Origin of the sequence: Haloarcula sp. CGMCC 1.2071 (assembly GCF_037078445.1) — an archaeon.
Taxonomy (GTDB): Archaea; Halobacteriota; Halobacteria; order Halobacteriales; family Haloarculaceae; genus Haloarcula; species Haloarcula amylolytica.
On the sequence record NZ_JAYMGY010000010.1, the window covers coordinates 13,352 to 35,677 of the forward strand.

Sequence of the window (22,326 nt, forward strand, 5' to 3'; positions counted from 1 at the left end):
GGCCTTTGTACGCCCACCGCCCAGGCTTGGTATGGACGAATACGCACGCGACACCAAGGTCGAGTGGCGCGAGTGGGGCACAGCCCCGTTCGAGGACGCCGCCGAGTCGGGGAAGCCGGTGCTGCTGGCGCTGACGGTCCCGTGGAGCGCCGAGTGCCGAGCGATGGACCGGGGCACGTACGGCGAGCCGCGCATCGCGGCCAACATCAACGATGGATTCATTCCGGTTCGTGTCGACGCCGACCGCAATCCGCGCGTCCGCGAGCGGTACACGATGGGTGGGTTCCCGTCGACGGTGTTTCTGACTCCTGACGGCGAGGTTATCACCGGCGCGACGTTCCTCGGGCCGGACGGGTTCCGCGGCATTCTGGACTCCGTGCGAGAGTCGTGGGACGCACAGGGCGCGGCGGCGGGCTCGGTCCCCCGGCAGTTACAGGACGAATCGCCGCCGGCCGGTGAGCTCCGGCCGCGCATCGAGGAGCACATGGTCGAGCAACTGCTGGGCGCGTTCGACGACGAGTTCGGCGGCTGGGGAACCGACGTGAAGTTCCCGCTGCCACGGACCGTCGAGTTCGCTCTCGTCCGGGCGCGAGACCAGGCCACCCGAACACTCGAAGCGATTCGCACGCACCTGCTCGACACCTACGACGGCGGCTTCTTCCGATACTCGACGGAGCGCAACTGGGGGAACCCACGGCGCGAGAAACTGCTGGACGAGAACGCCGCCCTGGTCCGGGCGTTCGCGCACGGCTACCGGTACACCGGGACCGAGGCGTACCGGGACGCCGCCCAGCGGACCGTCGACTACCTCACGACGACGCTGTGGGCCGGCGACGCGTTCGCGGCGAGTCAGGCCGGTTCGGACGAGTACTACCGGCTGGAGCCGACTGAACGCGAAGGGACGGTGTCCCCCAACGTCGACGAGACGGTATTCGCCGACCGGAACGGGCTCGCCATCGATGCCCTGCTGTGGGTCGCTGCCTACACTGACGACGAGCGCGCCCAGCAGTACGCCAGTCGCGCCCGGGACGCTGTCTGTGAGTCACTCGTCGACGACGGCGAAGTCGCCCACTACGACGGCGCGGACAGCGATACCGGCCTGTTGCTGGACCAGGCCCAGCTCCTTCAGGGCCTGACGACGAGCTGGCAGGTCCTCGGTGAGCCGGGGCCGGCCAGAGCTGTCGCCGACTGGACCATCGAGAACCGCCAGCAGGACGGCGGCGCGTTCCGCGACGGACCCGCCAGCGGCGCGGGGCTCTGTAACCGCTCGCTCCATCCGCTCGACGCGACGGTAGAACTGGCCGACGCACTGGTCGACCTCGCGGCACTCACCGGCGAGGGCCGGTACCGTAACGCAGCGCTTTCCGCCGTCGAGTCTTTCGCCGGCGCGGCCGAACGGATGGGCGTCGAGGTCGCCGGCTACGCCGGCGTCGCGGCCCGCCTCCAGCAGCCCCAGACGCTCACGGTCGGCACCGAAGCGGGGACCGACCTCCACCGCGCGGCACTGCGACTGGCCGACCACGAGACCACCGTCGTTCCGGAGCCGGACGGCGACGGCACGGCGCGACTCCTCGACGGGGACGCTATCGTCGCCGAGGGAACGACGCCGACCGACCTCGAAGCCTCGATAACTGGCGAACGCTGACACGAACAACGGCAGCAAACGTGGACAAACGGTAAACCCCCGATAAGTTTTTGCACACGTACCCTGATGTATGGGTATGTCCAGTCTCAGAGATCTCGGCCTCTCCGAGTACGAAGCTAGAGCATACCGGTCGCTACTGGAAACGGGACCGACAACGGCCAAGGAACTGTCGCGGGCCAGCGACGTCCCGATGGGCCGCATCTACGACGTGCTCAACAGCCTCGAAACGTACAATCTCGTCCGCAGCCAGACCGCCAGCCGACCCAAGAAATACGTCGCCGTCGAGCCGGACACGGCCCTCGACCGCCTGCTCGAAGACAAGAAGCGCGAACTCCAGGAGAAGGTCGGCCAGTACGAGGAAATCGTCGACGACCTCTCGTCACAACTAGAGTCGGCAGACCCCGTCGAGGAGCCGTTCTGGACGGCCGCCGTCGGCCCCAACGACTCGCTTGACCTGTTGCTCGAACGGCTGGCTGCCGCCGACGACGAAATCATTATGGTCGGCTCGGCACCCGCCCGGCAAGTGGACATTCTGTCCGGCACCGAACGGATCGTCGATGAACTCGAAGCGGCGCTGGAACGGGGCGTCGAGGTGTCCCTGCTCGTCCGACCGGATCTGTTCGAGAGCCTTCCCGAGGAGGCCAACCGCGAGTACTACGAGCGCCTCTTCCACTACGACAACTACAGCGCCCGCGCCAGCCCGAACATCAGGACCACGTTCGAACTACTCGACGGTGTCGAGGTCTGTATCGAGGTCCCACACCCCCTCGGCCGCGAGGAAACCTTCGGCGTCATCGACATGAAAGACTCCGATTTCACTGCCGATATCAGCCAGGCCTTTGAAGAACACTGGGCCGAAGCGAAGCCGGTCGGCCCGCCGTAGCTGGGTCAGCAGAGGATTAGAACCAGCGTCACAGACGGCGACCGCAATCTCGCGGGTCGCTACGCTCACGGCTTCGCCGTTCGTAACCGAGACGCGGTGCGTCTCGCGCTCCCCGCTCGAATTTCCGAGGACTTCGCTGCGGTCAAAAGTACCGCAATCTCGCGGGTCGCTACGCTCCCCGCTCGAATTTCCGAGGGCTTCGCTGCGCTCAGCCCTCGCTACTCGCTAACTTCCTGCCGCAGAGCGCCCAGCTGCGCCACGCGCTCGGCGTGGGCATTGTGCTGGTGGATTGACTCGTCGTTGGACTGTTTCATCGTCACGACGGCATCGTCCGGCAGGTCCGGGAACGTCTCGACGACGCCCTCGGCGAGCGCACGAACGCAGTCCTCGACGAATTTGGCGTCCTTGTGGGCCTCGTAGGTCATGTGGTCCTCGTCGGGCCGCTTCGCGAGGTTGTAGATGCGGGCACTCATCGAGTCGCGGGCGACTTCGATGAGTTCGTTCAGGTCGACTTCGGGCGCGCCCTCGCTCTGGACTGTGAGCGTGGCGTGGCCGCGCTGTGAGTGGCCGGCCTGCGGGTTCGTTTCGAGGAACTCTTCGATGACATCGTCGTCGACATCTAGCTGCTGGAGCGTCTCGCGGGCACGGGAGGCTGACATCCCCTGGGAGCACGGGCAGACAGTCATCCCGGTGACGCGAGCGCCGATCTCCTCGCTCGTCCCGTCTTCGGTCGCCGTCGCCGAGGCGATGATATCGGCGGTCGACTGCGTCGGCATCCCGGAGGCCGGCGTGGACTCGTGTGTGACGTACTCCGCTTCCATCCGGACCTCCGCCTTCGTCGTGTAGTCGTGTTTCTCCAGCAGAAGTTCGGCGGCGTCGCCACAGACGTCCTCGACCCGATAGGCTTCCTCGGACACGGCGGTCTCCAGCGTCTCGTCGATGACCTCCATATTGCGGGACATATCGGCCCCCTTTCGCCAAGACGGCAGATCCACGAACACTTCGAACTCCGCCATGAGCACGATGGGGTCGCGGTCACGACGCCCCAGCTTGACGAGTTTCTCGACGCCCGTCACACCGACGCGATTGAGACCGACCGTTACGTCCGGACTCGACGCCTGCACGTCCGGGAGTTGCTGACTCATTGCCCTTCCTATGGAAGAGAATCGGTTAGTGCTTTCGAAAGGGTGGGAAGGTCGCCGTGAGCATCGCCACCGTAGAAACGACCCGCTCCGAACCGGGTCAGAGCTGTGTGTTGTCCGGCATCGATTCACCCGTCTCGAAGTCACGGAACAGCAACTCGAAGTCAGTGGCGTCGAAGGAATCGGTGATATCGTCAAGCTCCGCCCGGACCTCCGCGAGTTCGGCCTTCAGTTCAGCGAACTCCTCGCTCTCGTCGAGGACGGCCTGTGGTTTCGACGATTCCAGTGCAGCGTATTTCGCCGTGAGCGAGTAGCACTCACGCAGGCGTTCCTCGTAATCGGCGTACAGGAGCAACTGTTCGATTGTCCCGAAGAGGTCCTCCTTCGACACCGGTTTGAGGACGTAGTCATCGAAAGGCATCTCGATGATGTCGAAGTCGGGGTCCACCGCGGTCACCATGGCTACGCGCGTATCGTAGCGTTTCTCACGGATCGCCGACAGCACCTCATCGCCGGAGAGGTCCGGCATCCGCCGATCTAACAAGACAACGTCGACTGCGGAATCGAGCTTCGAAAGGGCGGCCTCACCACTGTATACCGTCTCGACTGTGTACCGGTCCCGCAACTGTTCCGCGTACACGTCGGCCACGGCTGGTTCGTCGTCAACGACGAGGATTGTCGCTTGCCGACCCATTGTCATTAGCTAGCATGTTTAGAACAGAATTGCAAAAGGATTCCGGCTGTCACAAGCCCGTCTGCCTTATTATCCAGGCCCTACTGGCCGACGATATCGTCGTACCGCGCTCCGGTCTGTTTGAGCGTCGCCGTCGAGTAGAGTCGGTCGTGTTCGTAGGGGAGGTGTTCGGTGGCGAGTTCGTCTATCTTCTGGTCGACCACACTCGCTTCGCGCCCGTGAATCATGGTAAAGAGATTGTACTGCCAGTCCTGCTCCGGGCGGCGTGGCCGGTGATAACAGAGCGTGACGTAGGGGAGTTCCCCGACTGCCTGTCCCCGCTCGTCGAGGGCGTCGTCCGGCACGTTCCAAACGACCATACAGTTGTTGTCGAACCCGGTGACGATGTGGTTCACGACACAGCCGATGCGCTTGATACAGCCGGTTCGCTGGAGTCGCTTGATAGCCGAGAGTACTTCGGACACGTCGGCATCGACAGCGTCCGCCACGTCCCGGTAGGGCGTCGCGACGAGCGGGAACCCACTCTGGATTTCGAGCAATAATCGCCGGTCCAGTTCCGAGAGGTCGACGGCGGCGTCCTCGCTTATCCGGGTTGCGCTGGCGTCAGTCGTCTCCAGGCTCTCCCGGGCGAACCGGTCGCCGTTGACGACCGGGAACTCCAGATCGATGTAGTAGTCTGTCAACATCGGTAAGACGAGCACCGAACAGCCGGTTCGCTCCTCAATCTCGGCCAGAATCTCGTCGCGTCGCTGTCGGGAGCCTGCAGTGACAACGAACCACATATTCCACTCGTGGTCGCGAGCGTAGTTGTGGTTCACCTGCCGGTACTCGTTGATGATCTCGGCCACCTCGTCGAACCGGTCCTCCGGGGCACTGACAGCGGCCAGCGTCGAAGAGCCGATGACCGGCGGATTCAGAACCGGGCCGAAGCGACGGAAGATGCCGTCGTCACGGAGCGTTTTGACCCGATCAAGTGCTGTCTCTGCCGAAACACCCAGTGCGTCACCGACAGCCTCGAAGGGGCGGTCCTGAATCGGGAAGTCGCTCTGGAACTCGTCGATGAGCGCGGCGTCCACCTCGTCGATGCGCTCGCGCCATTCGCCCGACTGGAGACTCATTGATCCTCGTTAGGAGTGTAATGGTGTATCCCTTTCGGGACCCCAGCCAGTTCCCGCAAATTGAGAACGAAACGCAGGGGCTTTTGAACTCTGGCCCGAACACGTTTCCATGGCGCAAGCGACCCGGGAGTACGGCGAATGGCCGCTCAAACGACTCATGACGGAAGTCGTCGGCTCCGGTCACAAATCGGCCGACGATATGTCCCGCACGCAGGCCCGGGAGGCGTTCCGACGCATCCTCGGCGACGAACCCGACCACACGACGCTCGGCGCGTTCTGGCTCGCCAACCGCTGGAAGCGCAACACCCCAGAGGAACTGGCTGCCTATGTCGACGTGATGTCCGAGGAATCGGTCGAGACAGCCACTCCGGACGCTGACCCGGTCGACTGCGGGGCCAACTACGACGGCAAAGGTCGGTCCGCGATTCTCGGCGTCGCCGCGGGCGTCGTCGCCGCCGCCGCGGGCACGCCCGTTGTCGTTCACTCCGGCGACCGCGTCCCCACGCAGAAACAGGACGCCTACAAGCACGTTCTGGACGAACTGGGCGTCCGAACGGAGATCGAACCGAGCGAAAGCGCCGATATGGTCGACGAGGTCGGCTTCGGCTTCTACTACCAGCCGGCGTTCAATCCCGGCATCGACACCCTGTTCGAGCGCCGCGACAACATGGGCGTCCGGACCTTCGTCAACACCGTCGAGACGCTCGCGAACCCGGCCAACGCCAGCGTACATCTCGGCAGCTTCTACCATCTGGCCTTCGCGAAGAAGATGGTCCGAACGCTCGCCCAGTCCGAGACCAGCAGCGTCGAGCGCGCCCTGTTCTTCCAGGGAATGGAAGGCTACGACGACGTTCGCCCCGGCGAGACGGTCGTGGCCGAATGGCCCGTTACCGACGAGGAGTCCGACGACGAGGACATCGCGGACTTCGAAATCCGTACCGGCGAGTACGGGATGGACATCGAAAGCGAGGACCTGCAGGTCGACGACATAGCCGGGGAGTCGGCGGCGATAACCGAGGCCGTGCTGGCCGGCGAGCGCGAGGACGGCTTCGCCGACGCTGTCGCGCTCAACGCCGCCCTCCGCATTTACGCCCGCGAGGACGCCGACAGTATTCGGGACGGCCTCGAACAGGCCCGTGAGGCGATTGCTGACGGCAGCGCAGCGGAGATACTCGACGACCTCCGGGCCTTCTAATCCGGCGACGGGGTACGGAGCGGAACCCACTTCTACCGAGCGGGCGAAGTGATTCTGATGGGACAACACGCCAGCGCTCGTGACAGCACTGCGTGGACAGTACCCGCATCGGAAACACCCGGCGTCCACGAGCTGGTCGACACCAACGGTATCAGGCTCCACACCGTGACCGCTGGGCCGCCGGACGGTGACCTCGTCGTCCTGTTGCACGGCTTTCCAGAGTTCTGGTACGCGTGGAAACACCAGATACCGGCGCTCGCCGACGCCGACTACCGTGTGGTCGCGCCGGACCTCCGGGGGTACAATCACTCCGACAAACCCGACGGCGTCGCGGCGTACCACATCGACGAACTGGTCGCCGACGTCGCGGGCCTCGTTTCGGCGTTCGACCACGAACAGGCCCACGTTGTTGGGCACGACTGGGGCGGCGTCATCGCCTGGCAGACCGCCATCGACCGTCCCGATATCGTCGACCAGCTAGCGGTCCTGAATGCACCCCACCCGTCAGCGTACGAGCGAGAGCTCCGCCGCTCGCTCGACCAGGTTCTGCGGTCCTGGTACGTGCTGTTCTTTCAGCTTCCCGTCCTTCCCGAGGCCAGCCTCCGCTGGAAGGATTGCACCGTGCTAGAGCGCATCCTCGCTGACGGACCGACCCGCCCCGACGCCTTCACCGATACCGACGTGACGCGGTACAAGCGGGCACTCGGACAGCCGGGTGCACTCACGGCCGCAGTCAACTACTACCGGGCACTCGGCCGGCGGAACGCAAAGCTGACGCTCACGGCGGGCGGCGTTGGCAACCGTCCGGTGACAGCGCCGACGCTGCTTATCTGGGGTGTTCAGGACGACGCGCTCTCGCTCGCCCTGACCCAGGACCTCGACGAGTGGGTGCCGGACTGTCGGGTCGAGCGGCTCCCGGCAGCGAGCCACTGGGTCCAGTTCGACGCGCCCGAGCAGGTGTCGGACCACCTGCTGACACACCTGTCGTAGCCCGGAATGGCGAACAGCCGACACTCCCGCTCGCGTGGCGACGTGTCGGGCTCCCGCGACCCGCCACGCGACGGCTACTCAGATCATGGCGGCGATGGCCTCGTTTCAGTACTTGAACGCTCGGTCAGTAAGCAGGCTTTTCTGCCGGGCTTCCCTCCGAGTGAGTATGAGCGACCTGACTGCGACCCTCCACACGACAGAGGGCGAAATCGAAGTCGAACTGTACGACGAGCGCGTACCGACCACCGTCGAGAACTTCGTCGGCCTGGCCGAGGGTGCCGACGACTACGACGGGACCGAAGTCGGTCCGGGGACCGGTGCGTGGGAAGACCCCGAATCCGGCGAGAAGCGCATCGACCCACTGTACACCGACATCGACATCCACCGCATCATCAAGGACTTCATGATCCAGATGGGCGACCCGACCGGCACCGGCCGCGGCGGCCCCGGCTACTCCTTCGACGACGAGTTCCACGACGAACTCAGCCACGACGGCCCGGGCGTCCTCAGCATGGCCAACAGCGGCCCGAACACCAACGGCTCGCAGTTCTTCATCACGCTCGACGCCCAGCCCCACCTCGACGGCAAACACGCCGTCTTCGGGAAGGTCATCGACGGGATGGAGGTCGTCGAGTCCATCGGCAGCGTCGACACCGACCGCAACGATGCACCGACCGAGGAGATGCTGCTCGAATCCGTCGAGATTCACCGGTAACCACACGACGTTTTCGTTGTTCCGAGCGAGCAACCGATAGTGGCACACGTCGAGCGACTCACCGTCTACCCCGTCAAGGCACTGGACGGCATGGACTGCGACTCTGTATCGATCCGCCCGGGCGGGACGCTGGCGCACGACCGCGAGTTCGCCATGTTCGATGCCGACGGCGACGTGGTCAACGGGAAGCGGACCGACCGCGTCCACGACACCGACACCAGCTACGACACTGGAACGGGAACGCTGTCGGTCACCACTGATGGCGATAGCGTGTCGTTCGAACTCCGGGATACGGATGACCGCGCCCGAGCAGCCGAGTGGCTCAGCGCGTTCTTCGACGTGGACCTGACCGTCGAGCGCGACGAAACGCTCGGATACGTCGACCGGCGGGAGATGGGACCGTCGGTCATCAGCACTGCGACGCTTGAGACCGTGGCATCGTGGTTCGACGACGTGACCGTCGAAGGGCTGCGACGGCGACTCCGCGCGAACGTCGAAATCGGCGGCGTTCCGGCGTTCTGGGAGGACCGCTTCGTCGGTACGGACGCTCCTGCCTTCCGGGCCGGCGGCGTCCGCTTCGAAGGGGTGACGCCCTGCGGTCGCTGTGTCGTCCCCCAGCGGGACCCTGACACCGGTAGGAAAACCCCGGAATTCCGGGAGCGGTTCATCGAACGCCGGCGAGAGACGTTTCCGGAGTGGGCCGACCGGGACGCCTTCGATCACTTCTACACCCTGATGCTCATCGCCCGCGTTCCCGAGGGCGACCGCGGTACGGACCTCGCCGTCGGGGACCTCGTCGAGGTCGTGTCGACGGACGAGACGTAGCGGGCGAACGCGGCCGAGACCGACAATCGAAAGGCGGTCCGCCTCGAACGAGGAGTAATGGCAGACGCGGACGACCCCGTCGACCCGAGCGAGTTCGGCGAACAGGACGGCCCCCCGGTCGAGGAGAAGCCCTACAAGATCATCTTCGAGGCCAACAAGTGCTTCGGCGCGGGCAAGTGCGCCGAGAAGTCACGCAACTGGACGCTCGACTTAGACACCGGCATCGCCAAGCCCGAGGCCTACTTCATCGACGAGGAGGACCTCGATCACAACATCGCGGCCGCGGAGGCCTGCCCGGCGAAGAAAGACCGGGGCATCATCCACGTCATCGACCGGCGAACGAACGAAGAGATCGCCCCGGACCCGAACGGCGACGGGTCACTCTCCGTCGACTGGTAGCGCAGTTTCTGATAGCGACAGCTTTACTGCCACCTATCAGTCCAGTAGTATCCCGTGCGCGCGGTCAGCGACACCGAGAACTCGGTTCTGCGGGGGTGAATCTCCGCCCCCAGAAATCAGCCACCACAGGATATATCATGTAAGATTACTATAGATAATAAACTGAATTTCTTGATGCAAGCAGTTTAATATTTCAAGCTACTGTATGACATAACTTCTATTTATGGGGGGCAATTTGGGTATCAATATGCCACGTTCAAGTAGCATGGAGCGTCGATCGTTTCTGAAAGCGACGGGCAGTGCTGCGGCGGCCGCAGCACTGGCAGGATGTTCAAGTGATAGTGACAGTGACGGAACTGAGGACGAGGCGGGGACCGGAGACGGTATGGACTCGACGGACAGCAGTGGGGGCGATGTCGGGACCGACCTGAAAGAGGACGGTGACCTCTGGCGAGTCAATACGGGGACGATGACGACGATGGACCCGATTGAGGCGACCGACACCCAGTCGGGGATCGTCATCCAGCAGATGTTCGATCCGCTGATGAACTATCCCAACAGCCAGCCCGCTGTAGAGGGGCTTATGGCTGCGGACTACGAAGTATCCGACGACTTCACGACCTATACGTTCCAGTTGAAGGACGCGACGTTCCACAACGGGGACACCGTAACCGCCAGTGACTTCGTCTACGCGTTCGAGCGGCTGACTGCATCTGACAACTCCAGTCGTGCCTACTTCGTTCTGGACTCGCTGGGCGTCACACACGAAACGACGACCGAGACGGTCGACGGCGAAGAACAGGAAGTGTACGAGCCCGGGACACTCGGCGTCACGGCCGTTGACGAAACAACGCTCGAGATCCAGCTAGACGCGCCGTTCGCCTCCACGCTGGAGATGCTCGCGTACTCCTCCTTCTCACCGGTTCCCGAGGGCATGGTCGGCGACATCGAAGGGTACGACGGCGAGGTGAGCCAGGGCGAGTTCTCCAGTTCGAACCCCATCGGGAACGGTCCCTTCGAGTTCGATACGTGGGACTCCGGAACTGAGGCCAGGGTCAGTGCGTACGACGACTACTACGGCGAGAGCCCGAACGTCGACGGCGTCCACTTTGCGGTCATCGAGAACGATTCGGCCAATTACAACTACGCGATGAACCGCAATGCCGACATCTTCGAGCTCCCCACGGCGCAGTACGACCCCGGGAAGGTATCCGTCGAGGAAGAAGACGACCAGGGTCGTCAGATCGGAACCTACGGCGAGTTGCGTAACGGTGCGACGGCCAACTACTCCGGTGTATCGAACATCGGTGTGTTCTATCTCGGCTTTAACATGGCCAGCGTGCCAAAGCCGGTCCGCCAGGCCGTCGCGTACGCCATGAACCAGCACACCGTTGTCGAGCAGGTCTTCAAACAGCGCGGCGAGCCCGCGTACAACTTCACGCCGAAATCTATCTTCCCCGGCGGTGCGCAAAACTACAACGACCGCGCCGAAAACGAGTACCCGTACGGCTACGACGACAGCCAGCTCGGCCAGGCCCGCTCGGTGATGGAAGAGGCCGGCTACGGCGAAAACGAGCGTGTCGCCATCGAGCTGACGATCTACGAGTCCGGAGTCTGGAGCGAAACGGCAAGCATCCTCCGGGACCAGCTTCAGAGCGTCTACATCGACCTCGAAGTCAATCAGGCGCCGTTCAACACGCTTCTGGAACGCGGCCGCAATGGCGAGCTAGAGATGTACTCGCTTGGCTGGGTCGCCGACTGGCCCGCCCCGGACAACTTCCTCCAGCTGCTGAACCCGCCACAGACCGATACGAGCCTCGACTTCCCGATTTCCTACGTCAACTGGCTACCGGAGAACGGCGACGCCGCACAGCAGGCAGAGGAGGCGTACCAGTCGCTCAGCGATAACCCGGCACCGACAGAAGAAGCCCAGGCTGCCCGGAACGAAGCGTATATCAAACTGGAGAACGCGAACTGGGAAGACGTCGCAATGCTGCCGGTGTATCACGAGCTGAGGGAGCTGTTCTGGTACGACCACGTCGACTTTACCCCGCCGGCCGGGATGGGGCCGAGCCGACAGAAGATGAACACTGTGTCTCTCGGAGAGAGAGAGTAGTCCCGTCCCGCTAGCGTTTCGTTTCCGTCACACCCGGTGACGGTACCAAGTTCGCAGCCCTCAAAGATTATGAACTCACAAACACCCGTACAACCGAGACAAGACAAGCCATGAGCCGCTTCACATACCTGTTCAAGCGCGTGGCTCTGTCAATCCCCGTTATCATTTTCGGAACGACAGTAACGTTTGCAATCATCCGGCTGGGGCCGCTCAGCCCCGCGGCGGCGATCCTCGGGCCGCAAGGCGATGCGCGCGCGATTCGACAGATCGAGCAGCGATTGGGATTGAACGACCCCCTCTGGGAGCAGTACTTCGATTTCATGAGTAATCTGTTCCTGTTTGATCTTGGCCAATCGTGGGTCATCAACTCTGGAACGCCGGCTATCGAACTCATCATCAGCTACGCACCACGGACCATCTGGCTCGGGTTCTGGGCGGTCCTGATCGCCATCGGTATCGGAATCCCGCTCGGCTTCTACGCCGGCCTGAATCCCAATACGTTCTCTGACTACTTCGCTTCCTTCGGTGGGATTGTCTGGCGAGCGATGCCGAACTTCTGGCTTGCGGTGATTCTGGTTACGGTGCTTTCACAGACGGAGCAGCTGTTCGGGTTCAGCTGGACCAGCTTCATCGTGGAGACCAACGTCGTGACCTCGCCGAACCTCGCGGTACTCAAGAACCCAACGAGATTGTTAACTGACCCGGGACAGGCATGGACTAACCTCGCGAAAGCGACAAAACAGATACTGCCGCCCGCACTGGTGCTCGGGTCCGCGTCGATGGGTACAGAGATGCGCATCGGCCGAACCGCCGTCCTTGAGACAATCAACTCGAAGTACGTCGAAACGGCCAAGGCCAAAGGCGTCTCACCGCGAGTGCTGGTGTGGAAGCACATCTTCCGGAACGCCCTGATTCCGCTCGTGCCGGTCATCACTGCGGAAGCGTTCATCCTGATCGGCGGGTCAGTGCTCGTCGAGACTGTCTTCTCTATCAACGGCATCGGCCTCCTGTTCTTCCGGGCGGCAGAACAGGGTGATCTGCCGCTTGTAGGCACACTGATGTACCTGTTCATCCTGCTTATTGTCGGCCTGAACATCGTACAGGACTTCGCGTACACGATTATCGACCCGCGTGTGGGGTACGACGGATGATGGAAACAGAACTCACCGACGACATCGATCAGCCGTTGAGAGACCGACTCAAAGCACACCCCAGACCGGCATTACTGTGGGCGGCAGGGCTCTGTGTCCTGTTACTGCTCGAAGGCCCGACGTACCTCGACGGGCTGCTCGGCGCGATAGGCGCCGGACTCGCGTTGCTCCCGGGAGCGCCCGGCGCCGAGGCGTTCGCCAGTGCGTCAGCCTTCTTCAGCGAACTGCCGCATCTGTTGAGCCGCGAACTGGTACCCAACCGAGGGTACTACGACGGGAGCGCCTGGCAGGGAACCTTCCTCGGCCTCGAGCCGAAGTACGCGTGGCTCATCCGCTTCCTGCTTGTGTATGCATACGTTGCAGCATTGCTGGGCTGGCTGTGGTACGGCTACGTGCTCTTCCGCCGACACTACCGCGCCGCTAACTGGACGCCGACTGACGACGTCATCGACCGACTCCGAAGCCACTACTGGGGACTGTTCGGACTCGCTGTCGTCGTCTTCTTCATTACGATGGCCGCGTTCGCGCCCGTTGTCGGCCCAACCACGGCCGAAGAGAATATCGAGGGACCGTACTCCCACGATATGAAGTACTACAACGAGGACACGGAGACGGTCGAAACGATTACCATCGGTGAAGCGAACCTCGGTTCCGCTTCCCGCGGTAGCGGGGACAGCAACGTCGGAATCTGGAGTTACGACGACTTCGGGCGGTTCCACCCTGTCGGAACGCTCGTCAGCGGCAAGGACCTGTTCACCTTCCTCGCGTTCGGCGCACGGGTGTCACTGTTCATCGGACTCGGGTCGATGGCGATTGCGGGCTTTATCGCAACGACGCTGGCATTAGTTACCGCCTACTACAAGGGGGTGACCGACCTCATCGTGGTGCTGACCAGTGACTCCGTCCAGGCAATGCCAGCATTGCTGCTGGTGATTCTTGCGACGGTGGTGTTCAGGAACCACTGGATAGCAGAGCTATACAGCGGGGCCATGCTGTTCATCCTCCTGTTCGCGTTGATACGCTGGCCGGGGCTGTGGCGAGCGGTCCGTGGCCCTGCGTTACAGGTCGGCGAACAGGAGTGGGTCGACGCGGCAAAGAGTTACGGCCAGCGACCCACTGTGATTATGCGGAAACATATGGCACCGTATATCCTCGGTTATCTCCTGGTTTACGCCTCCCTGACGCTCGGTGGCGTGATTATTTCCGTCTCTGCCCTGTCGTTCCTCGGACTCGGGATCACCGCCCCGACTCCCGAGTGGGGGCGGGCGATCAACATCGGACAGCAGTACATCGCCAGTCAGTCCTGGCACATCTCGCTCATCCCGGGCATCCTGATTACGCTGGTTGTCACCGGATTCAACGCATTCAGCGACGGGATTCGTGACGCTATCGACCCACAGAGTGAGGGTGCCGAAGGCGGTGCGACTGGCGCGGCCGCCGGAGGTGGTGGCGGATGAGCCACACCGACGACGGCGAACCGCTGCTGGCCGTTGACAACCTCCGAACCGTGTTCCACAGCGAGCGAGAGGAGATCCGCGCTGTCGACGGCGTTTCGTTCGACATCGAGCGCGGCGAGACGCTCGGTATCGTCGGCGAATCCGGCTCTGGCAAGAGTGTCACCGCACGCTCGATAATGGGACTGGTCGACAGTCCGGGCGAAATCCGCGAGGAGTCGTCTATCCGATTAGACGGGAGAGAGCTGACGACGCTTTCGGAAAAGCAGTATCGGTCAGTTCGTGGCGGGGACATCGCGATGGTGTTTCAGGACCCGCTGAGCTCGCTCAACCCGGTGTACACTGTCGGGAACCAGATCATCGAGGCGCTGGAGCTCCACCGTGGTATGGAAGGCACCGAAGCCAAGTCGGAAGCCATCGAACTGTTGCGTGCAGTCGGCATCCCCGACGCGGCACGGCGTGTGGACGAGTTCCCCCACGAGTTCTCCGGCGGGATGCGCCAGCGAGCCGTCATCGCGATGGCACTGGCCTGTGACCCCGACCTGCTCATCTGTGATGAGCCGACGACAGCGCTCGATGTCACCATTCAGGCCCAGATTCTGGACCTGCTACAGGAAATCCAGACGGAGCGTGACATCGGTATCATGTTCATTACGCACGACATGGGCGTCATCGCGGAGGTCGCCGACCGCGTCGCCGTGATGTACGCCGGGGAAGTCGTCGAGAAAGCACCCGTAGAGGAACTGTTCGCGAACCCACACCACCCATACACGCAGGGACTACTGCAGAGTATTCCCGGTCGGAACCCCAGTACGGATCGGCTGCCCACTATCGAAGGGGACGTGCCGACGCCACACGAATCGGCGTCGTACTGCCGGTTCGTCAGCCGGTGCCCGAAGGGCTTCGACGAGTGTGAGCGGGTCCATCCCGCCCATGTGGAGGTCGGCGAATCAGCAGACCACACCGCCGCCTGTCTCCTGTATCCCGAAGATATGCCTACCGACGACACTGTGACACACCACGAAGAGAACGCAGACCAGACGGGCGCCGAGGCAAGCGAAGCGCTGTCGGCGGACGACTGGCCGGCTGAGCGCCGAAAAGCCGGTGAGGATACCGGCCCGACCGGGTCCGAAGACAGCGATGCCAGGGCTGATGGTGGCCACAGCCACAGTGCCGGAGACACCGGCGGACAACTGGAGGGAGGTGACACAGATGAGTGAATCAATCGTCGATACTGTGTCACACCAGACCGGCGAGACGTTGCTCGATGTGCAGGACCTGAAGACGTACTACGAAGGCGGTGGACTGTTCGGTGGAGACCCGGTGAAAGCCGTCGACGGCGTGAACTTCGAGATCGCGCGCGGCGAGACGTTCGGGCTGGTCGGTGAATCCGGCTGTGGCAAGACGACTCTCGGTCGGACGCTCATCCAACTGGAGACCGCCACGTCCGGGACGGTCTCCTTCGATGGAACCGATATAACCGAACTCAGCGGCGGCGACCTCAAGCAGTGGCGCCGCAACGCCCAGATGGTGTTTCAGGACCCCGAATCGAGCCTCAACGACCGGATGACTGTCGGCGAGATCATCCGCGAGCCGCTGGACGTCCACGAACAGGGGACGGCCCGCGAGCGTCGGGAGAAGGTGCGGACACTGCTCGACGAGGTCGGGCTCATGCCGGAGCACTACTACCGGTATCCCCACCAGTTCTCCGGCGGGCAGCGACAGCGTATCGGCATCGCTCGGGCACTCGCGCTCGAACCGGAGTTCGTCGTCCTCGACGAACCCGTGTCGGCACTCGACGTGTCCGTCCAGGCCCAGATACTCAATCTGCTGGAGGAACTTCAGGAGGAGTTCGGTCTCACGTACCTCTTCATCGCGCACGACCTGAGCGTGGTCCGGCACATCTGTGACCGCGTCGGGGTGATGTATCTCGGGAACCTCATGGAGGTCGGGCCGACGGAACAGCTGTTCCAGAACCCGGAAAACCCCTACACGCGCGCACTGCTGTCCGCGATTCCGGAACCGGATCCGACGGCCCAGGCGGACCGGATTACCCTGCCTGGCTCACCGCCGAGTCCACGGGACCCGCCGGAGGGGTGCCCCTTCGCAACGCGGTGTCCCGTCCGGATTCGGCCCGAAGACATAGACGCTAGCGACGAAGTGTGGGACCGTATCCGGGAGTTCCGTGACGTCATTCGTGAGCGGTCCCGCGCGGAACAGTCGATCGGTGAGCGGCTCAAGGAACGGCTCGGGTTCGAGACCGCGTTGGCCGACGGCAATGAGATCGTCGACGAGGAGTTCAGCGACGTGGACCTCCCGCCGGACGTGCGAGAGCACGTCGAACAGGCTGTGACGTATCTCAGTGATGGAGACCCCGACGCTGCACGGGCCTACCTCAAGGAAGCGTTCGGCAGTCGGTGTGACACCGAAACGCCGCAGTACTACGATGTCGACGACAGACGGACGAGTTTCTGTCACCGGCACGCGACGGACCACGACGCTCCCGGCGAAGAACTGCGTCGCCGTGGCTACGACACGCACGATGGATAACCTGGCGGGGAAGGTACTCGATCTGCTGTGGTACGCCCTCGGCGTCACACTCACAGCAACGCTTATCGGTGGCGTGCTCTCGCCGCTCCGTGGCGGTGGCTGGGTGACGGTGAAGTTCGTGCTGTTTTTTATCGGCTTCGCGCTGTTCGGCTACGCATCGATCACCCTGTGGCGCGCGCCGTCCCTCGATTCCGACGAGTCTGATGAGTCCGGCGTGTCGTTCGGCGTGTCAGCGCGGGAGCGGACGCCGTTCGAGTCGGTGTTGGCCCGCGTCGTGCCGCCACTCGACATGCTCGCCCCGCCCGAAGACCGGCTCTCACCGCCGGTGAAGCTCTTCGTCGCGAGTCTGTTCGTCCTCGGGCTTTCACTGAGCATGGAGGTCGTCTTCGGCGTCCAGTGACACCACCATTTACCTCCCGCGGGCGTAACGACAGGATATGGTTAAGACAGGTGGCGAGGGGACAGACGACCTCGAACGGCTTGCCGCCGGTTCGGACGACCGCAAAGCATCGTGGAAACAGACGCTGGAAGAGACACAGGCGCTGGCTGACCAGCGGCGCGCTAACGGCCGCGAGGCCGTCGTCGTCCCGGCCGGGGACGCGGGCCTGCAGACAGTCGACGACGGTGACGGACTCGAACTCGTGTTCGTCATTCCGGGTAACAAGGCCGAGGAAGTGACGCAGCTGGTCGAATCGAACCCCCTCGAAGCGTACGACGTGTACCGGCGGACGGTCGGGCAGCAGGTGTTTCTGGCCGTCGAGTACTTCGATCCGGACGCCGCCTCGCTGTTCATCGCTGGCGCGTACAAACTCCAGGATGCCGGGAACGCGGTTACCGCCGCGAACGACGGTGCGACGTTCCAGACGTTGCTCAGGAAACTGGACGGGACGCCGGTCGCAACGTTCGACCACGCCGACCGGACGAAGTTCCTCCCGACCGACAGGCTCCCAGTCGAGGAGTAGGGCGGGTGTCTGAGGGGAAGTGACAGCTGAATCAGTGTGTCACGGTCGCTATCGAGTTCCGCCGACCTGACTGTGGTGGGACGCGATAGGACACCTCGCAGTCCGAGACCGAAAGGACCATTCACTAGCCCCCGCAGAGTTCAATCTGCGCGAGGGTAGCCGAGCTTGGCCAAAGGCGGTGGGCTTAAGACCCGCTCCCGTAGGGGTCCGTGGGTTCGAATCCCATCCCTCGCATTCTGCGACGAGTGGACACGAGGAGCGGTGCGAGTGGGATTCGAATTACGGAAATCCGAACGAAGTGAGGATTTGCATCGGGTTCGAATCCCATCCCTCGGATTCTGCGACGAGTGGACACGAGGAGCGATGCGAGTGGGGTGCAGATTGCCACCGGACGCTGTGCACCTGCGATAGTCGCTACAGTAGTCCACAAGAGACAACTTTGGCCGCTGATCTGTGACACACTTGACAGCCTGACTTGGCACAGATGTGGCACAGCTGCGTCGGTCACAGGTTCGGGTGTGGCGCTCAGACGGTAGCGTCGAGTGGCAGGCAATTCGAACGGAGACGGACCGGACACGACGCGTTTTTGCACGTCTGTGGCCTATACCGGCGTAATGACTGATGTGCCAGACGACGTTGCCGAAGCGTTCGACCGACACGATGCGCTCGTCCCGGCCGGGGATAGCTACGCTGTCGAGACGACGAACTTCGACGGTCGTGTGACCGCGACTGCGGGCGAGGAGTGGCGGACGAACTACGAGGTGACGGTTAGAGCGCCGTCGCTACAGGCCGCGACAAGCGACGAGGTCGGTGACGCCGTCATCGACGGCTGGTTCGAGACACTGGAGCGGCGGCTCGAGGACGCGCCGAAAGCGACCCGGACATCTGTCGAACTGGACGATTACAGCGTCGTCGAGGACGACGAACAGGTCGTCGTCACGTTCGGGTACACGATGGGCGGCGAACGGCAAGCCGCAGACGTTGCCAAGACCTTCGTCGAGTACGTCGAAGGGACGTACGTCGAGGGCGTCATTCCCGGCTACGACTACGTTGGCGTCGTGGCTGACCTGCTCGATTCGGCGAGTACCGGCGGGAGCGAAGGCACCCGCGGCGGGACGCCGCTGTAGCTATACGGTTCAGAGCGCCGAAAACCGTGGCCGCGTCGTTTAGTCCATCGCGATGTAGGTCTGTGTCGTTTCGACGCCCTGGATTTCCTGGATATGTGTCGCTGCGACGTCCTTGACTTCGGCGGGCGTCTCCACGTTCACTTTTGCGATGAAGTCGACGTCACCGGCGACGATGTGGGCCTCGGCAACGCCGTCGACGGCTTCGATATCACTTTTCAGACGGTCCGCATCACCGGTGTGGGCTTTAACCATCACGTACGCAATAACCATGTTCAGGCACCTCCAAGCGCGGTCGCGGGCTCTGATTCACCGACAACGATACTACGGACGTCGGAGAGCGTCTCGAAGTCGGCCAGTATCACGACCCGGTCGCCGGCCTCCAGTGTTTCGTCCGGGTCGGGAATGGCGAGCGGGGCTTCGCCTTTCCCGTGCGCCATCAGTCGGGAATTCGACGGAAGCTCCAACTCCGACAGTGAGTACCCCTCCATCGGCGATTGCTTCTGGATGGTGAACTCCACGAGCTGGAGGTTCTGTGCGATGTCGGCGACTGCGCGGATGTTCCCGCCCAGCAGCGCGTTCTTCGCGGCGATAGCGCCCAGCCGTTCGGGGTAGATGACCTCGTCGACGTCGGAGGCGTAGCGTCGGTAGATCTCCTCGCGGTAGTCCTCGTCGATGCGCATAACGGTTCGACAGCCGTGTTCCTTGGCGATCATACAGGCGACGAAGTTGTCGTTCAGGTCGCCGGTGAGCGCGCCGAGCGCGTCGGCAGCTTCGAGGTCGGCGCCACCGAGCGTCTCCTCGATAGCGCCGTCACCCGCGATCACCTCGAAGCCAGCCGTCCGCGCGCGCTCGACCGCGTTCTCATCGCGTTCGATGAGGACAACTTCGTGGCCACTCTCTTGCAGGACGCGAGCCGTCCGCAGTCCGACACGACCTGCACCCACGATAACGAATCGCATACACGCTCCTATGGGGCGGGGGTGAATAAAAGTACCCACCCGGTGGAACCACCGGACGCCTTGACCACGCTATCAAACAACAAAGCCGTTGTTGTCCCCTGACGGAAGCTTTTTCGTGCTATGATACGACACACCACAATATGGTTAGCGCGTTCATTATGATCAAGACCGCTGCCGGCAAATCAGAAGAACTTCTTGCGGCAGTTCGCGACGCCGAGGGCATCACCGAAGCACACATCGTCGCTGGGCAGTACGATATCATCGCCGAAGCGACGGGCACGGAGGTGTACGATATCATGCAGTCGGTCGCAGGTCACGTCCGTGATCTCAACGGTGTCGCTGACACGCGCACGTACATCTGTTTAGAGTGAGCGAGCCACGTTGTTCCGACACGGCAAAGGGACTTGCCGCCCTACGTCGAACATGGTCAGTGTCGCCGGTATTATCGGCCTGCTCGTCATCGTGCTGGTCAACAGTGCTGTGACGGCGCTCATGACGCGCTTTTTCCGCGTCCGTTTGCACACGCGGTGGGGAAGTATCGTCTACTCGCTGCTCCTCTGTCCGGTGGTCATGGTCGTCATCCTCCTCGTATTGAGCGGTGTGTTCAGACTCGGCGCGGATCTCGGGAGTCAGACGGCTGTCATCCTCATGACAGTCGTCATTCCGCTCGCTATCGGAATCACGTTCGATTACTTCTGGATGCCTGCCCCCGACGAGGTCGAACTGCCGGCGTCGATGGACTAATCGAGAATCGCCGCTCGAACGCGTTCGTACACGGTGTCCGGGTCGGCGGTCGCGTCAACGCGTACGAACCGCTCCGGGTCGGCGTCGATGAGTCGCTCGTAGTTGTCACGAACCGTCGAAAGATAGTCAGCAGTTTCGAACTTGTTCGTCGCGCCGCTTCGCCGTGCGGCGGTTTCGGGATCGAGGTCGAGATACACGGTCCGGTCCGGCGGACGGGTCCAGGGGGCGTGGACCTCCCGGACGTACGACAGTGGGTCGTCGAACGTCTCACTAGCTTCGAGTGTCGCACCCTGATAGGCGTACCGCGAGTCGCTGTAGCGGTCGGAGACGACGAGTCGATCCTCGCCGAGCGCAGGTCGGACCGTGTTCGAGAGGTGCGCGGCGTGGTCGGCAGTGTAGAGGAACAGTTCGGCCAGCGAGTCCGCGTCGTCGTCGTCGATGGAGCGCTGGACGGCGTCCCCGTACCAGGAGTCGGTCGGTTCGCGCGTGAACACGGTGTCATCGGGGACCGTGTCGTCGCTTCGGAGCCGTTCCCACACGGTCGTCTTGCCGCTCCCGTCCAATCCTTCGAGCGTGACGAGCATACCTCACAATCCGTGTGGGGGGACGTAAGCGCCCCGACCGGACAGTGCATCCGTAGGCTGACACAAGTGGCCGGACTGCGGGCCGGTTAGCCGAACAAACACGCCCACCTTTACGGTTCTACCGACCGTACTGGAGTCTATGAATGTACTTGTCGTCGGCGGGACTGGATTCATCGGGCAACACCTGTGCCGTGAACTCGACGACCAGGGACACACGGTCACTGCGCTGTCCCGGTCACCGGAGGATGCGACGCTTCCCAGCGGTGTCGAAACTGTTGCCGGGGATGTCACGGAGTACGACAGCATCGAGAGCGCGTTCGAGGGCCAGGACACGGTGTATTTCCTGGTCGCACTGTCGCCCCTGTTCAAGCCGGACGGCGGCGACGAGATGCACGAACGCATCCATCTCGGCGGGACCGAAAACAGCGTGGAAGCCGCCGAAGAGCACGACGTCGACCGGTTCGTCCAGTTGAGTGCGCTGGGTGCGGACCCCAATGGCGACACGCATTACATCCGGTCGAAGGGTCGGGCCGAGCAGGTCGTTACGGAGTCCTCGCTGGACTGGACCATCTTCCGGCCGTCGGTCGTCTTCGGTGAGGGCGGGGAGTTCGTCTCCTTCACGAAGCGCCTCAAGGGAATGTTCGCGCCGGGCGTCCCGCTGTATCCGCTCCCCGGCGGCGGTAGACAGACGAAGTTCCAGCCCATCTGGGTCGGTGACCTCGTGCCGATGCTCGTCGACAGTATCGAATCCGAAGAACACGTCGGCGAGACCTACGAGATCGGTGGGCCGGAAGTGCTGACGCTCAGAGACGTGACCAATCAGGTGTACGATGCCGAGGGATCGTCGGTAAGCATCGTCCCGCTCCCGATGCCGCTGGCGAAGGTCGGTCTCTCTGTGCTGGGGAGCGTCGGGTTCCCGATGGGTGCCGACCAGTACCGCTCACTCAAATTCGATAACACTCCGACAACGAACGAAATCGACGCGTTCGGAGCCAGTAGTGGCTCTTTAACGACACTCAGCGGATACCTCCACGGATAAGCGTCGACAGTAGCCACCTCCTAAAGAGAGTTGT

24 protein-coding genes and 1 tRNA gene are annotated in these 22,326 nt (G+C 62.9%); 19 read left to right on the forward strand and 6 right to left on the reverse strand.

What is annotated here, in order from left to right:
• Positions 1–31: 31 nt before the first annotated feature.
• Positions 32–1,645 carry a DUF255 domain-containing protein gene (locus tag VI234_RS16195; protein WP_336330594.1) on the forward strand — a complete coding sequence of 538 codons (1,614 nt, stop codon included), beginning with the start codon at positions 32–34 and terminating at the stop codon, positions 1,643–1,645.
• 76 nt (positions 1,646–1,721) lie between these two features.
• Positions 1,722–2,528, forward strand: a complete 807-nt coding sequence (locus tag VI234_RS16200) for a TrmB family transcriptional regulator (protein ID WP_008310877.1) — start codon at positions 1,722–1,724, stop codon at positions 2,526–2,528.
• A 218-nt stretch (positions 2,529–2,746) separates the two neighbouring features.
• Here VI234_RS16200 and mptA read toward each other — a convergent pair whose 3' ends face one another.
• From mptA to ahbB, 3 genes are all read right to left on the reverse strand, one after another.
• Positions 2,747–3,673 (reverse strand): GTP cyclohydrolase MptA, encoded by a 927-nt coding sequence (gene mptA / locus VI234_RS16205; protein ID WP_336330595.1) that lies wholly within the window; start codon positions 3,671–3,673, stop codon positions 2,747–2,749.
• Positions 3,674–3,770: 97 nt separating this feature from the next.
• Entirely contained in the window at positions 3,771–4,370 is a 600-nt protein-coding gene (locus tag VI234_RS16210; protein ID WP_049942967.1) for a response regulator, read from the reverse strand.
• Positions 4,371–4,444: 74 nt separating this feature from the next.
• Positions 4,445–5,482, reverse strand: a complete 1,038-nt coding sequence (ahbB, locus tag VI234_RS16215) for a siroheme decarboxylase subunit beta (RefSeq protein WP_008310881.1) — start codon at positions 5,480–5,482, stop codon at positions 4,445–4,447.
• A 109-nt stretch (positions 5,483–5,591) separates the two neighbouring features.
• Between ahbB and VI234_RS16220 the strand changes: the two genes are divergently transcribed.
• The 14 genes from VI234_RS16220 (at position 5,592) to VI234_RS16285 (ending at position 18,966) form a co-directional block, all read left to right on the forward strand.
• Positions 5,592–6,677: an anthranilate phosphoribosyltransferase gene (locus tag VI234_RS16220; RefSeq protein ID WP_336330596.1), complete on the forward strand. Its 1,086-nt coding sequence runs from the start codon at positions 5,592–5,594 to the stop codon at positions 6,675–6,677.
• A 57-nt stretch (positions 6,678–6,734) separates the two neighbouring features.
• Complete coding sequence (locus VI234_RS16225) at positions 6,735–7,667, forward strand: alpha/beta fold hydrolase (RefSeq protein WP_336330597.1); 933 nt, start codon at positions 6,735–6,737, stop codon at positions 7,665–7,667.
• Positions 7,668–7,833: 166 nt separating this feature from the next.
• Positions 7,834–8,382 (forward strand): peptidylprolyl isomerase, encoded by a 549-nt coding sequence (locus VI234_RS16230; RefSeq protein ID WP_008310888.1) that lies wholly within the window; start codon positions 7,834–7,836, stop codon positions 8,380–8,382.
• 39 nt (positions 8,383–8,421) lie between these two features.
• Positions 8,422–9,207 carry an MOSC domain-containing protein gene (locus tag VI234_RS16235; RefSeq protein WP_336330598.1) on the forward strand — a complete coding sequence of 262 codons (786 nt, stop codon included), beginning with the start codon at positions 8,422–8,424 and terminating at the stop codon, positions 9,205–9,207.
• A 57-nt stretch (positions 9,208–9,264) separates the two neighbouring features.
• Complete coding sequence (locus VI234_RS16240) at positions 9,265–9,606, forward strand: ferredoxin (protein ID WP_336330599.1); 342 nt, start codon at positions 9,265–9,267, stop codon at positions 9,604–9,606.
• Positions 9,607–9,871: 265 nt separating this feature from the next.
• Positions 9,872–11,722, forward strand: a complete 1,851-nt coding sequence (locus VI234_RS16245; RefSeq protein ID WP_336330639.1) for an ABC transporter substrate-binding protein — start codon at positions 9,872–9,874, stop codon at positions 11,720–11,722.
• 110 nt (positions 11,723–11,832) lie between these two features.
• Positions 11,833–12,873 (forward strand): ABC transporter permease, encoded by a 1,041-nt coding sequence (locus tag VI234_RS16250; RefSeq protein ID WP_336330600.1) that lies wholly within the window; start codon positions 11,833–11,835, stop codon positions 12,871–12,873.
• On the forward strand, positions 12,873–14,330 hold the full coding sequence (locus VI234_RS16255; RefSeq protein ID WP_008310896.1) for an ABC transporter permease: 1,458 nt from the start codon (positions 12,873–12,875) through the stop codon (positions 14,328–14,330). The genes VI234_RS16250 and VI234_RS16255 overlap by 1 nt, the downstream gene beginning before the upstream one ends.
• On the forward strand, positions 14,327–15,547 hold the full coding sequence (locus VI234_RS16260; protein WP_008310898.1) for an ABC transporter ATP-binding protein: 1,221 nt from the start codon (positions 14,327–14,329) through the stop codon (positions 15,545–15,547). The genes VI234_RS16255 and VI234_RS16260 overlap by 4 nt, the downstream gene beginning before the upstream one ends.
• Entirely contained in the window at positions 15,540–16,877 is a 1,338-nt protein-coding gene (locus tag VI234_RS16265; RefSeq protein ID WP_336330601.1) for an ABC transporter ATP-binding protein, read from the forward strand. Before VI234_RS16260 ends, VI234_RS16265 begins: the two co-directional genes overlap by 8 nt.
• Entirely contained in the window at positions 16,870–17,277 is a 408-nt protein-coding gene (locus tag VI234_RS16270) for a DUF7555 family protein (protein WP_008310902.1), read from the forward strand. The genes VI234_RS16265 and VI234_RS16270 overlap by 8 nt, the downstream gene beginning before the upstream one ends.
• Positions 17,278–17,314: 37 nt before the next feature.
• Positions 17,315–17,839: a DUF7529 family protein gene (locus VI234_RS16275; RefSeq protein ID WP_336330602.1), complete on the forward strand. Its 525-nt coding sequence runs from the start codon at positions 17,315–17,317 to the stop codon at positions 17,837–17,839.
• Positions 17,840–17,988: 149 nt separating this feature from the next.
• A tRNA-Leu gene (locus VI234_RS16280) sits at positions 17,989–18,073 on the forward strand.
• Positions 18,074–18,453: 380 nt separating this feature from the next.
• Positions 18,454–18,966, forward strand: coding sequence for a DUF5813 family protein (locus VI234_RS16285; RefSeq protein ID WP_008310907.1), 513 nt, complete (start codon positions 18,454–18,456; stop codon positions 18,964–18,966).
• Between the two features lie 39 nt (positions 18,967–19,005).
• Here the strand turns inward: VI234_RS16285 and VI234_RS16290 are convergent, their stop codons facing one another.
• Both VI234_RS16290 and VI234_RS16295 read right to left on the reverse strand, forming a co-directional pair.
• Entirely contained in the window at positions 19,006–19,236 is a 231-nt protein-coding gene (locus VI234_RS16290) for an Lrp/AsnC family transcriptional regulator (protein ID WP_008310909.1), read from the reverse strand.
• A 2-nt stretch (positions 19,237–19,238) separates the two neighbouring features.
• Complete coding sequence (locus VI234_RS16295) at positions 19,239–19,925, reverse strand: potassium channel family protein (protein WP_008310911.1); 687 nt, start codon at positions 19,923–19,925, stop codon at positions 19,239–19,241.
• Between the two features lie 140 nt (positions 19,926–20,065).
• On the opposite strand from VI234_RS16295, the gene VI234_RS16300 reads away from it, so the two are divergent.
• Entirely contained in the window at positions 20,066–20,296 is a 231-nt protein-coding gene (locus tag VI234_RS16300; RefSeq protein WP_008310913.1) for an Lrp/AsnC family transcriptional regulator, read from the forward strand.
• Between the two features lie 52 nt (positions 20,297–20,348).
• Positions 20,349–20,669, forward strand: a complete 321-nt coding sequence (locus VI234_RS16305) for a hypothetical protein (RefSeq protein WP_008310915.1) — start codon at positions 20,349–20,351, stop codon at positions 20,667–20,669.
• Here the strand turns inward: VI234_RS16305 and tmk are convergent.
• A complete protein-coding gene (gene tmk / locus VI234_RS16310; protein ID WP_008310916.1) occupies positions 20,666–21,253 on the reverse strand; it encodes a dTMP kinase in 588 nt (195 codons plus the stop codon). The two genes, VI234_RS16305 and tmk, sit on opposite strands and share 4 nt — an antisense overlap.
• A gap of 139 nt (positions 21,254–21,392) precedes the next feature.
• Between tmk and VI234_RS16315 the strand changes: the two genes are divergently transcribed.
• Positions 21,393–22,292 (forward strand): complex I NDUFA9 subunit family protein, encoded by a 900-nt coding sequence (locus tag VI234_RS16315; RefSeq protein WP_008310917.1) that lies wholly within the window; start codon positions 21,393–21,395, stop codon positions 22,290–22,292.
• Positions 22,293–22,326: the final 34 nt, after the last annotated feature.

Excerpts from the sequence above, each read along its gene's own strand:
- VI234_RS16195 (WP_336330594.1), top strand. The coding sequence starts at position 32 with ATGGACGAATACGCACGCGACACCAAGGTCGAGTGGCGCGAGTGGGGC.
- VI234_RS16200 (WP_008310877.1), top strand. The coding sequence starts at position 1,722 with ATGTCCAGTCTCAGAGATCTCGGCCTCTCCGAGTACGAAGCTAGAGCA.
- mptA (WP_336330595.1), bottom strand. The coding sequence starts at position 3,673 with ATGAGTCAGCAACTCCCGGACGTGCAGGCGTCGAGTCCGGACGTAACG.
- VI234_RS16210 (WP_049942967.1), bottom strand. The coding sequence starts at position 4,370 with ATGACAATGGGTCGGCAAGCGACAATCCTCGTCGTTGACGACGAACCA.
- ahbB (WP_008310881.1), bottom strand. The coding sequence starts at position 5,482 with ATGAGTCTCCAGTCGGGCGAATGGCGCGAGCGCATCGACGAGGTGGAC.
- VI234_RS16220 (WP_336330596.1), top strand. The coding sequence starts at position 5,592 with ATGGCGCAAGCGACCCGGGAGTACGGCGAATGGCCGCTCAAACGACTC.
- VI234_RS16225 (WP_336330597.1), top strand. The coding sequence starts at position 6,735 with ATGGGACAACACGCCAGCGCTCGTGACAGCACTGCGTGGACAGTACCC.
- VI234_RS16230 (WP_008310888.1), top strand. The coding sequence starts at position 7,834 with ATGAGCGACCTGACTGCGACCCTCCACACGACAGAGGGCGAAATCGAA.
- VI234_RS16240 (WP_336330599.1), top strand. The coding sequence starts at position 9,265 with ATGGCAGACGCGGACGACCCCGTCGACCCGAGCGAGTTCGGCGAACAG.
- VI234_RS16245 (WP_336330639.1), top strand. The coding sequence starts at position 9,872 with ATGGAGCGTCGATCGTTTCTGAAAGCGACGGGCAGTGCTGCGGCGGCC.
- VI234_RS16250 (WP_336330600.1), top strand. The coding sequence starts at position 11,833 with ATGAGCCGCTTCACATACCTGTTCAAGCGCGTGGCTCTGTCAATCCCC.
- VI234_RS16255 (WP_008310896.1), top strand. The coding sequence starts at position 12,873 with ATGGAAACAGAACTCACCGACGACATCGATCAGCCGTTGAGAGACCGA.
- VI234_RS16260 (WP_008310898.1), top strand. The coding sequence starts at position 14,327 with ATGAGCCACACCGACGACGGCGAACCGCTGCTGGCCGTTGACAACCTC.
- VI234_RS16265 (WP_336330601.1), top strand. The coding sequence starts at position 15,540 with ATGAGTGAATCAATCGTCGATACTGTGTCACACCAGACCGGCGAGACG.
- VI234_RS16270 (WP_008310902.1), top strand. The coding sequence starts at position 16,870 with ATGGATAACCTGGCGGGGAAGGTACTCGATCTGCTGTGGTACGCCCTC.
- VI234_RS16275 (WP_336330602.1), top strand. The coding sequence starts at position 17,315 with ATGGTTAAGACAGGTGGCGAGGGGACAGACGACCTCGAACGGCTTGCC.
- VI234_RS16285 (WP_008310907.1), top strand. The coding sequence starts at position 18,454 with ATGACTGATGTGCCAGACGACGTTGCCGAAGCGTTCGACCGACACGAT.
- VI234_RS16290 (WP_008310909.1), bottom strand. The coding sequence starts at position 19,236 with ATGGTTATTGCGTACGTGATGGTTAAAGCCCACACCGGTGATGCGGAC.
- VI234_RS16295 (WP_008310911.1), bottom strand. The coding sequence starts at position 19,925 with ATGCGATTCGTTATCGTGGGTGCAGGTCGTGTCGGACTGCGGACGGCT.
- VI234_RS16300 (WP_008310913.1), top strand. The coding sequence starts at position 20,066 with ATGGTTAGCGCGTTCATTATGATCAAGACCGCTGCCGGCAAATCAGAA.
- VI234_RS16305 (WP_008310915.1), top strand. The coding sequence starts at position 20,349 with ATGGTCAGTGTCGCCGGTATTATCGGCCTGCTCGTCATCGTGCTGGTC.
- tmk (WP_008310916.1), bottom strand. The coding sequence starts at position 21,253 with ATGCTCGTCACGCTCGAAGGATTGGACGGGAGCGGCAAGACGACCGTG.
- VI234_RS16315 (WP_008310917.1), top strand. The coding sequence starts at position 21,393 with ATGAATGTACTTGTCGTCGGCGGGACTGGATTCATCGGGCAACACCTG.